Genomic DNA, 10,895 nt, shown 5'->3' with positions numbered 1-10,895 from the left:
GCGCGATGGGTGCTCGCGGCAGACCCGATCGCGCGCAAGCGCGCTCCTACAAAAGCAGGGTTTACTTCAGGGGGACGGTGATCGTGGGCTCTTTCGGATCGATGCGTGCCGTGCCGGGGTGGCCGGTGAAGGGGCGCAGCGATTCGAACTTCTGCTGGTACTCGTCGGTGACCTGCTTGGCTTCTTCACCGTTGGTGATGACCTTGGGCGTGATCAGCACGATCAGCTCGGTTCGGTCGCGGCTGCGGCTGGTGGTGCCGAACAGGCGGCCGAAGATGGGGATGCGGTTAAGGCCGGGAATGCCGGTATCGGTCGTGCCGTCGATCTGGCGGATGAGGCCGCCGAGCAGGACCGTTTGTCCACTTTGAACCGCAACCTGCGTCGACACTTCACGCTGTTGGATCGGGAAATTGCCGGTGGTGGTGTCCTTGATGCCCGGGGCGCTCACGACCTGGTTGATATTCATGTAGACCAGACCGCCCGGATTCACGCGCGGACGCACGTTGAGGATCACACCCGTGTCTTTGTACTCCACCTGCCCAATCGTGTTGTCCGTATTGGCATTGGTGTTGATGTAGGTCTGCTGGATCGGGATCTGGTCGCCGACCTGGATGTGCGCTTTCTGGTTATTCAGCACCACCAACGACGGTGCGGACAATGTCTTCGTATTGCCGTTCGTTTCCAGCGCGTGCAAGGCGACCGACAAATTATTGTTCACGAAGGAATAGAAGAAGGCGTCCTTTGAAGGCGTATAGGTGTTACCGATGTTGCCCAACGCCCACTGCTGTTTGTTACCCGGCTGGCCCACCGAACCATTGGTGCCACCCACCAGGCCCTCGAGGTACCACTGCACGCCGAACTCGAGATCGCCGGTGAGGTGCACTTCGAGAATGCGCGTTTCGATCTGTACCTGGAGCGGCACGGCGTCAAGACGCTTGATCGCCTGTTCGATCTCCGTCCACTGCGAGGGGCGGCAACGGATCATCAACTGGTTGTTGTTATCGACCGAAGTGATGCGAACACCATCGTCCGTGGTGATGCCACCGTTGTGCTGGCGGCGGCTGGAGGAATCATCGTCCAGGCCACCGGTCGAACCGCCACCGCTGCCGAACGAGTTACCCATCGCACTGGTGCCATTGCTACCACTGCTGGACAGGCCGTTGCTGCTGGTGTTGAGGTAGCCGGAGTTCGACGACGACGAGCTATTGCCGAAAGCGCCGGTGGTACTGCCCAGGCCCGAGCCACCGCGATTGCCGAGGTCGCTGTCACCACCACCCAGCGTGCCCGAGGAGAGGCCAGGGCCCACACGGCCGCCGCGGTCGGACGAACCACCGCCCGAGCCGCCACCGTAGATATCGGAGAGGTAATCGGCCAGGTCGGAGGCCTGGACATTACGCACGTCATAGACGAACAGCTGCGGCTCGTTGCCGCCGCCGCGGTCGATCCGGTCGATCCAGCTCTTCACCTCTTCGAGGTAGGTGGCATTCGGGCTGATGACCACCAGCGAGTTGGTCCGCTCGATCGGGATGAAGCGGAGCATCCCGGCCATGGGCGTATTGCCCTTGTCCCCGAAGATCGAATCGAGCTTCGGGGTCAGGTCCTTCACTTCCGCGCGCTGCAGGCTGAACACGCCGACGGACATGCCGCGGAGCCAGTCGACATCGAAGGTTTTTACGGTACGCGCATAGTTATCGAGTTCCGTGGCGGTGCCGGCCATGACCAGCACGTTACGGGTGGGATCGGCCAGCAAGGTGGCATCCGCCCGCGCGAACGGCTTGATCAGCTTCTGCATCTCGGTGGCCGAGATGAAGTGCAGCGGGAACAGGCGCGCCTGCAGCCCACCCGGGGGTGCCGTGGCGCCGATGCTGGGCACGACGTTGCCCGGCACCGCATCCTTCGACGGCATGACCACGTAGCGGCCGTTGGTGCGGACCAGCGCATTGCCGGTCCACGACAGCAGCGTCTCCAGGATGGGCAACGCCTGTTCGGCGGTGACCGGCTGCGAGGTGGAGAACGAGACGTTGCCCTGCACGCCGGGAACGATCGAGTAGTTTTCGTGCAGCAGGTCGCCGAGGATGGCTTTCACCACCGACTCGACCGGCTGGTTTTCAAAATTGAAGGTGACGGTGCCCTGCCCCTCGGCCACGGGCTTCGGCTCGGCCAGACCCACGGGTTTAACGAATTCACCGGTTCCGGTAGTGATCTGGGCAGGCGCGACCACGGCCCCCTGCGGCCCCACTGGCGGCGCGATAATCGGGCGCGGCGCGGCCTTTTCAGTACCGGCAATCGCCTCTCGCTGCAGTGCGCCATCGTCTTTGGGTTGCGGCAGCGACGTGCATCCGGCAAGCGCTACCGCCAGCGCCGTAACGCTGATCACGGGCTTTTTGAACATGGAACAACGTACTCCCTCGTTGGACTCGGAGGCCTGTTCCCCTGGGGGGCCAGCCGATTAGAGTCCCAACTCTATAGGGAGGTTCCCTTCCAGCGCTAGCGTGCGATTGCAACAACGCGACGGACGCACGCAATAGACGCGCCGGGCCTTTGCCTGGCGCGCCTTGCAGACCGTCGGGGCCAGGCTTTAATCGCTGGCCCACTCCGCGTGGAAGCTGCCCTTCTCGTCGACGCGCTCGAAGGTATGCGCACCGAAGAAGTCGCGCTGAGCCTGAATGAGATTGGCGGGCAGCACGTCGGCGCGGTAGCTATCGTAATAAGCGATGGCAGCGGAGAAGCCAGGCACCGGCACGCCGACTCGCACCGCCTCGGCCACGACCTCGCGCAATGCGCCCTGGTAACCCTGGACAATATCGCGGAAGTACGGGTCGAGCAGGAGGTTCTTCAGTTTGCCATCGTGCTTGTAGGCATCGGTGATCTTCTGCAGGAAGCGTGCGCGGATAATGCAGCCGGCGCGGAAGATCTTCGCGATCTCGCCGTAATGGAGATCCCACTGGTTCTCCTCCGATGCCGCGCGCAGCTGGGCAAAGCCCTGGGCATAGGAAATCAGCTTGCTCATGTACAGTGCCTTGCGCACCGATTCGACAAAGGCCTTACGGTCGCCACCGAACTTCGCCTGCTCCGGCCCCTTCAGCTGCTTGCTTGCCTCGACACGCTCTTCCTTCATCGACGACAGCACGCGGGCGAACACCGACTCGGTGATCAGGGTGAGCGGCACGCCAAGGTCAAGCGCGCTCTGGCTGGTCCACTTGCCCGTGCCCTTTTGCGCGGCGCGGTCGAGGATCATGTCAACGAGCATCTTGCCGGTCTTCTCATCCTTGCGGCGGAAGATCCTGGCCGTGATCTCGATCAGGAAACTATCGAGCTCGCCCTTGTTCCATTCATCGTAGACATCGGCCAGCTCCTCATTGGAGAGGCCGACCACATGCTTCAGCACGGCGTAGCTTTCGGCGATCAGCTGCATATCGCCGTACTCGATGCCGTTGTGCACCATCTTCACGTAATGACCCGCGCCATCCGGTCCGATATAGGTGACGCAGGGTTCGCCGTCGGGGGCTTTCGCGGCGATCTCGGTCAGGATGGGCGCGACAAGATCATAGGCATCGCGCGGGCCGCCCGGCATGATCGACGGGCCTTTTAACGCGCCTTCTTCGCCACCGGAGACACCGGTACCGATGAAATGCAGGCCATCCTTCGCCAACTCCTCCCCGCGGCGCACCGTGTCCTTGTAATAGGTATTGCCGCCATCGATCACGATATCGCCCTTGTCCAGCAGCGGTCGCAATTCGTCGATAACGGCGTCCGTGCCCTTGCCGGCCTGGACCATGAGCAGGATGCGGCGTGGCTTCTCCAGCGAATCCACGAAGGCTTCGAGCGTATCGGTAGGAATGAGCTTCTTGCCCTTGCTCTCTTCCATCACCTCGTCGGTGCGGGATTTGGTTCGGTTATAGATCGAAACCGCATGGCCGCGGCTTTCGATATTCCAGGCCAGGTTGCGGCCCATCACGGCCATGCCAATAACGCCAATCTTCTGCTTGCTCACGGGAGACTCCGGCGAAGCCAACGGAAAGGGGGAGGATAGGTGGCGCGATGCTATCGCGATTGGCGAAATTCACGCGATATTCGCCGCAATGCAGCATGCACTCCAACCAGCATGACCGGGAAAACAGCGACGGAATGTGACGGCCGTCGGCTATGATGACCGGCGAACCGGCGGCTGGCCCGCCATGAAGGAACAGGTACGCATGAACCAGGTGACGTCGCACAAGCGCGACAAGCGTGTGGCCAATGCCCATGAGGCACTGGCCGGGCTCGTAGCCGATAACCAGATCGTCGCGGTCGGCGGCTTCGGCCTCTGTGGCATCCCCGAACTGTTGATCGAAGCGCTGCGCGACTCGGGCGTCAAGGGCCTCACCGCGGTCTCGAACAACGCCGGCATCGATGGCGTAGGCCTCGGCCTGCTGCTGGCGACCCGGCAGATCCGCAAGATGGTCTCCTCCTACGTGGGCGAGAACAAGGAGTTCGAGCGCCAGTTCCTCGCCGGCGAACTCGAAGTGGAATTCACCCCGCAAGGCACGCTGGCCGAAAAGCTGCGCGCCGGCGGTGCAGGTATCCCGGCCTTCTTCACCCGCACCGGCTACGGCACCCAGGTCGCCGAGGGCAAGGAAACCCGTGAGTTCGATGGGCAGATGTACGTCATGGAGCGCTCGATCGTCGCCGACGTGGCGCTGGTCAAGGCGTGGAAGGCGGATCCCTCCGGCAACCTGGTGTTTCGCAAGACCGCGCGCAACTTCAACCCGATGGTCGCCACCGCCGGCAAGGTCTGCATCGCCGAGGTGGAGATCATGGTCGAAGTGGGCGAACTCGAGCCGGACCAGATCCATACGCCGGGCATCTACGTCGATCGCATCGTGCACAACCCCGCGCCGTCCAAGCGCATTGAACAGCGCACCGTGCGCGCCTGAGGAGAACACCATGGCCTGGACCCGTGAACAGATGGCGCAGCGCGCCGCCAAGGAACTCTCCGACGGCGATTACGTGAATCTCGGCATCGGCTTGCCGACGCTGGTTGCCAACCACCTGCCCGAGGGTGTGGATGTGTGGCTGCAATCCGAAAACGGCTTGCTCGGCATCGGCCCGTTCCCTACCGACGATGAAGTCGACGCCGACCTGATCAACGCCGGCAAGCAGACCGTGACCGCGCGCAAGGGCGCGGCGTTTTTCTCCAGCGCTGACTCGTTCGCGATGATCCGCGGTGGCCACATCGATATCTCGATCCTTGGCGCCATGCAGGTCACCTGCGAAGGCGACATCGCCAACTGGATGGTGCCCGGCAAGATGGTCAAGGGCATGGGCGGCGCCATGGACCTGGTCGCCGGCGTGAAGCGCGTCGTCGTGGTCATGGAGCACACCGCGAAAGATGGCGGCCACAAGATCCTCAAGCAGTGCACCCTGCCCCTCACCGGCAAGGGCGTGGTCGATCGCATCATCACCGAGCTCGGCGTGTTCGACGTGACCCCCGGCGGCCTCGAGCTCATCGAGCTCGCTCCGGACGTCGATATGGATTCCCTGCGCACCGCCACCGGCTGCGATTTCACCGCGAAGATCTAAACGCATCGCGCGCAAGCGCGCTCCTACAACCGCCGCTTCGTAGGTGGCTTTGGCGGGGCTGGTGTAGGAGCGCGCTTGCGCGCGATGGGTGCTTGCGACGACGCTAAAGAAAAAGGCCCCGGTCTCACGACCAGGGCCTTCAGAAGAAAGTCGCTCCGCAGAGGGTGCCTCAGTGTGGGCCTCGGGGGGGAGGTAGGCCAAAACACCGGTTGTTAGCACCATTACGGAGCGAGGGGCACTACCGACCCGGGGGGAGGGGTTGGTGGTAGGCCGAGACGAATCATAGATTTCCTAGGAAATGTTCGCCAATATATCTTTCAGCGATCACTTATATGAAATTCGACTATGTTTGACCTGCGCCAACTGCGCTACTTCGTGGAAGTGGCGGAAACCCTGAGCTTCACCCAGGCGGCGCAACGGCTGCATATCTCCCAGCCGCCGCTTTCCCAGCAAATTCAAGCTCTTGAAGCCGATCTTGGCGTGCGCTTGCTGGATCGGAACCGCCGCCGTGTGGCTCTTACCGAGCCCGGCCGTATCTTTCTCATCGAGGCCAAGGCCATCCTGGCGCGTGCGGAAACCGCACGAACCGTCGTCACCGAAGCCGCAGCCGGGTTCACCGGCCAGCTCCGGCTGGCCTACGCGACCTCCGTATCTTTCCATAGGGCGCTACCCGAAACCCTGCTGCGCTTCTCACATGCTGCACCCGGGGTCAGCCTGCACCTGGTCGAAATGCCGACCGGGGCCCAGTACGACGCCCTCCTCAGCGGCCAGATCGATGTCGGCCTGCTCCGCTCCCCGCCCGAGGGCATCGCGAACGCCCGCCAGCTGACCATGGAAGTGATCGATGAGGAGCCCCTCATCCTCGCCCTGCCCGCCGGCCACCGCCTGGCGAAACAGGACATCATCAGCATGGCCGACCTCGCCCGTGAGCGCTTCGTGGCACCGCCACGCAGCGCGGCCGCCACGCTCATCGACCGCCTGACCCTGCTGGCTGGCAAGGCGAAATTCCGCCCGAACATCCGCCAGGAAGCGCAACAGATCCCCTCCCTGCTGCCGCTGGTGGCGGCCGGCCTCGGCGTGGCGCTGGTCCCGGCGTCCCTGCGGGCGGTGCATCTGGATAAGGTCGCGTTTGCGACGATCGATGACCCGGAGGCGTACTGGTTGCTGGCGGTGGCCAGTCGCGTGGACAATACCTCTCCCGTGCTGGAAAGCTTCCTCCGCACGGTCCGCGAGGCCCGCACCAAGCTAGGCCTCGGCTGAAACGCGAGTTGATTCCGGCGCTTGCGTTAAGCCGGCGGGATGGTTACAATCCCGTTTTTCCCGTATCTCATTTGTATCAGGAGCTGGCCGTGAAGGTGCTTTCTTCTTTGAAGTCCGCGAAGTCGCGTCACCGTGACTGCAAAGTCGTTCGCCGTCGCGGCAAGGTGTTCGTGATCTGCAAGTCGAACCCGCGTTTCAAGGCCCGTCAGCGCTAATCTAGCCGCGATGGGTTCTGCTTAAAAGGCCGCGCAAGCGGCCTTTTTTGTGCGCGCTGTTTACATCGCGCGTCGTGATCGGTTCATTCGCTGGGGCGAATGCGTGGGTTGAGCGGCGTTCGCCGCCTTAGGCTGGAAGTCTGCTGGCGTTGGGGACGGTCAGGCCCTTGGGGCCGCCAGTCGCGGACCTTCGGACCGGGCCGTAGCTCCCTTGTCGTGTCACGGGTTACGCCCGGCGGCCCTCCGCTCATGTCGGCCCCCAGGGCCTGCCCGCCCCCGAGTCCACACGCCCCGTTACATGCCGCACAAGCCGGCATACCGAAGCCCTGCCCCTTGTAGGAGCGCGCTTGCGCGCGATCAGCCGACGAAGCGCTGATGCCGTGTCGCATGCAGCGACCATGCGCCAGGGCACACACCATAGAGACCGGAACGTTCGCGTTGAAGTCGTTCCCGGTGGTTGTGGATAAGGTCATTGCCACAGCACGCCGAATACGCTTGGGGAGCACGATGGTTCACCGTATCACCGCTCCGTGGGCCGATCGCGCGCAAGCGCGCTCCTACAGGCGAGCCTACTCGGCGCGTCCTCGATCCATCAGGCACCAGGCGGCGAACGCCGCTCAACACATGCATTCGCGCCAGCGAATGAACCGATCAAGAGGCTTGATGTAACGGACCGCCCCATAAATGCGCGAAGAAAAAAAGGCCGCGATCGCTCGCGGCCTTTTTGACGACAACAGCGTGTAGAACGCTTAACCGTTGAGCAAAGCCAGCAGCTCGTCGTGCGAAACGTTACGCGACTCGGCGTCCGTACGTGCGCGGTACTCGAACGTGCCGGCCTCGAGACCACGGCCGCTTACCACCACGCGGTGCGGAATACCGATCAGCTCGATATCCGCAAACATCGAACCCGGGCGCAGGCCGCGGTCGTCGAGCACCGTATCGATGCCCGCCTGCGACAGCTCCACGTACAACGCCTCTGCCGCCTCGGCGACCGCAGGATCATTCTTCGGGTTGATAACGCATACCGCCACGCGCCACGGCGCCATGGCATCGGTCCAGATCATGCCGTTCTCATCGTGCCGCTGTTCGATCGCCGCCGCCACGATGCGGCTCACGCCTACGCCGTAGCAACCCATGTACATCGTGCTCAGCTTGCCGTTGTTATCCAGCACGCTGGCGCCCATGGCCTCCGCGTACTTCTGGCCAAGCTGGAAGATGTGGCCCACCTCGATACCGCGTGCCAGGCGTAGCGTGCCCTTGCCATCCGGTGAGGCATCGCCATCGACCACCTTGCGGATATCTTCCACGCGGGTCACGCGCGCATCGCGACCCCAATTGGCGCCGGTGTAATGCGTGCCATCCTGGTTGCCGCCGCAGACGAAGTCGGCGAGCACGGCCGCACTCCGGTCGACGATGACCGGAATGCCCTCGGGCAGACCCACCGGACCGATGAAGCCCGGGCGGGTGCCGGTGGCGGCGAGGATCTCTTCCTCGCTTGCCAGCTCAGGCTCGTCGACGAGTTCGGCCAGGTGCGACACCTTCACTTCGTTGATCTCGTGGTCACCGCGCAGGCACAGGGCCACCAGGCCCTCGGCACCGCGGACGAGGATCGTCTTCACGGTCTGCGTGGCCGGCACCTTGAGGAACGCGCTGACCTCGTCGATCGTCCGCTGGGTGGGCGTGTCCACGCGCTGCAGTGCCGCCGACGGCGCGGGGCGTTCGGTGGCCGGCGCGAGTGCTTCAGCCTTTTCGATGTTGGCCGCGTACGGCGAGGCATCGGAGAAGGCGATATGGTCTTCGCCCGAATCGGCCAGCACCTGGAACTCGTTGCTGGCGCTGCCACCGATGGCGCCGGTATCCGCATCCACCGCGCGGAACTCCAGGCCCAGGCGCGTGAAGATGCGTGTGTACGCGTCGTACATCGCGCGGTAGGTTTCGTCGAGCGATTCCGGGGTGAGGTGAAACGAGTAGGCATCCTTCATCAGGAACTCGCGCGCACGCATCACGCCGAAACGCGGACGGATCTCGTCGCGGAATTTGGTCTGGATCTGGAAAAAGTTGAGCGGCAGCTGCTTGTAGCTCTTCAGCTCGTTGCGCGCGAAATCCGTGATGACTTCCTCATGCGTCGGGCCGTAGCAGAATTCCTGCTCCTTGCGATCGGTCATCTTCAGGAGCTGGCCGCCAAACTTTTCCCAGCGGCCGGTTTCTTCCCACAGCGTGCGCGGCTGCACCGACGGCATCAGCATTTCGATCGCGCCCGCACGCACCATTTCCTCGCGGACCACGGTTTCCACCTTGCGCAGTACGCGCAGGCCTAGCGGCGACCACGTGTACAGGCCCGAGGCCAGCTTGCGGATCATGCCCGCGCGGAGCATGAGCTTCTGGCTGGTGATATCCGCGTCGGCGGGGACTTCCTTGACGGTGGCGAGGTGATACTGGCTGAGGCGCATCGGGCGGAATTCGTCGGTGAAAAGCGGAATTATAGGCGGTTACGCCTTGCAGTAGAGGGTCATCTGCGCCTGGGTGGTTTCCATCTGACGCTGGCGGCCAGCGGCATCAAGCTGTTTCGTGCCGCCCTTGCCGTCATCCATCGAGACCACGGCTTCCTTCTGCAGGACGTCCAGATTCTTGTGCAGCTGGGTGCAAAGCTCCTTGCGGTTGGCTGGATTGTCGGCGACGGGGGTGCCAGGGGGCGGGTTGCCCGCGGTAGAGGACTTGGCCGGGCCGGTATTCGCGGCCGGGGAGGGGGTGGAGACACCACCCTTCATCTGAATCTTCTCGACCTTGGCGCCCTGGCCCGGGGGCGGGGAATCCGAATAATGGGTGACGCCCTGGGCGTCCTTCCATTTATAGGCCTGGGCGAAGGCCAGCGGACAGGCGGCGAGGAGCAGAACCAGGACGAGGCAACGGCGCATGTCGGGGTATCCCAGGCGTGTATGAATGTGGCCGACACATCTATCACCCGTTCCCGGGGCACGCAAGCGACCTGTGTCCCGCTTTCTGCCGGGAATGCCCGGACTGACGCTTCACGGCGGCTGGGCTAAACTGGAGGCCCAAGTGATGATTGAGCCGATGAGCGATCCGATCCAGCCCCGGGGGCCCCGCCATCGCGGAATCTACCTCCTGCCGAACCTGTTCACGACGGGCGCGATGTTCGCCGGTTTTTACGCGATCGTGTCCGCCATCCACGGAAATTTCGGGACCGCCGCGCTGGCTGTCTTCGTGGCCGGCATCCTGGATGGCATGGATGGCCGCGTCGCGCGCATGACCAACACGCAAAGCGAATTTGGCGTCCAGTACGACTCGCTGTCCGACCTGGTCAGCTTCGGCCTGGCGCCGGCGCTGGTCATGTACACGTGGTCGCTCTCATCCCTGGCCGACTATGGTCGCGTCTGGGGCAAGATCGGCTGGGCGGCTGCCTTCATCTACGCCGTCTGCGCGGCGCTCCGCCTGGCCCGTTTCAATACCCAGGTGGGCGTGGCCGACAAGCGCTACTTCCAGGGCCTGGCCAGCCCGGCCGCGGCGGTGTTGTGCATGTCGTTCGTCTGGACCATGACCCGGTTCGATGTCCCGGGGCCCGATGTCGCCTTCTTCGCCATGCCGTTGGCCGTGATTGCCGGCCTGCTCATGGTCAGCAACGTGCGCTATTTCAGCTTCAAGGCATGGCCGAAGAGCGATCGTGTGCCATTCATCTGGCTCATCGCCGCCGTGCTCATCGTGGTTCTCCTGGTGATCGACCCACCGCGCGTGCTGTTCATCGGTACCTTGGTTTACGTCGTCTCGGGCCCGGTCATGACCTTGTGGGGCCGCGCCACGCATCGCCGCCGCGTGCGGCGCCACGCCAAGGCGCCGGAGTAA

9 protein-coding genes are annotated in these 10,895 nt (G+C 63.5%); 5 read left to right on the top strand and 4 right to left on the bottom strand.

Features of this window, described 5'->3' with window-relative positions:
- Positions 1-61 precede the first annotated feature (61 nt).
- On the bottom strand, positions 62-2,392 hold the full coding sequence (gene gspD / locus VGN46_RS20240; RefSeq protein ID WP_331646619.1) for a type II secretion system secretin GspD: 2,331 nt from the start codon (positions 2,390-2,392) through the stop codon (positions 62-64).
- A 186-nt stretch (positions 2,393-2,578) separates the two neighbouring features.
- A complete protein-coding gene (gndA, locus tag VGN46_RS20235) occupies positions 2,579-3,994 on the bottom strand; it encodes an NADP-dependent phosphogluconate dehydrogenase (protein WP_331646617.1) in 1,416 nt (471 codons plus the stop codon).
- A 202-nt stretch (positions 3,995-4,196) separates the two neighbouring features.
- On the opposite strand from gndA, the gene VGN46_RS20230 reads away from it, so the two are divergent.
- The 4 genes from VGN46_RS20230 to ykgO all read left to right on the top strand — a co-directional run bounded on the left by VGN46_RS20230 (position 4,197) and on the right by ykgO (position 7,037).
- Entirely contained in the window at positions 4,197-4,916 is a 720-nt protein-coding gene (locus tag VGN46_RS20230; protein WP_331646615.1) for a CoA transferase subunit A, read from the top strand.
- A gap of 10 nt (positions 4,917-4,926) precedes the next feature.
- Positions 4,927-5,562: a 3-oxoacid CoA-transferase subunit B gene (locus tag VGN46_RS20225; protein WP_331646613.1), complete on the top strand. Its 636-nt coding sequence runs from the start codon at positions 4,927-4,929 to the stop codon at positions 5,560-5,562.
- Positions 5,563-5,907: 345 nt separating this feature from the next.
- Entirely contained in the window at positions 5,908-6,822 is a 915-nt protein-coding gene (locus VGN46_RS20220; RefSeq protein ID WP_331646611.1) for a LysR family transcriptional regulator, read from the top strand.
- Positions 6,823-6,911: 89 nt separating this feature from the next.
- A complete protein-coding gene (gene ykgO / locus VGN46_RS20215; RefSeq protein WP_029213509.1) occupies positions 6,912-7,037 on the top strand; it encodes a type B 50S ribosomal protein L36 in 126 nt (41 codons plus the stop codon).
- Positions 7,038-7,786: 749 nt separating this feature from the next.
- Here ykgO and VGN46_RS20210 read toward each other — a convergent pair.
- Together VGN46_RS20210 and VGN46_RS20205 are read right to left on the bottom strand one after the other, a co-directional pair.
- Positions 7,787-9,487: a proline--tRNA ligase gene (locus tag VGN46_RS20210; RefSeq protein ID WP_331646609.1), complete on the bottom strand. Its 1,701-nt coding sequence runs from the start codon at positions 9,485-9,487 to the stop codon at positions 7,787-7,789.
- A gap of 39 nt (positions 9,488-9,526) precedes the next feature.
- The gene (locus VGN46_RS20205; protein ID WP_331646607.1) at positions 9,527-9,952 is read right to left on the bottom strand and encodes a DUF4124 domain-containing protein; all 426 of its coding nucleotides are present in this window, start codon (positions 9,950-9,952) and stop codon (positions 9,527-9,529) included.
- 157 nt (positions 9,953-10,109) lie between these two features.
- Between VGN46_RS20205 and pssA the strand changes: the two genes are divergently transcribed.
- Positions 10,110-10,895 (top strand): CDP-diacylglycerol--serine O-phosphatidyltransferase, encoded by a 786-nt coding sequence (gene pssA / locus VGN46_RS20200; protein WP_414675284.1) that lies wholly within the window; start codon positions 10,110-10,112, stop codon positions 10,893-10,895.

It is taken from the genome of Luteibacter sp. (genome assembly GCF_036500425.1).
Classification (GTDB): Bacteria; Pseudomonadota; Gammaproteobacteria; order Xanthomonadales; family Rhodanobacteraceae; genus Luteibacter.
The sequence above is the reverse complement of the archived record's forward strand: the minus strand, read 5'-3'. Positions and strand labels throughout refer to the sequence as shown.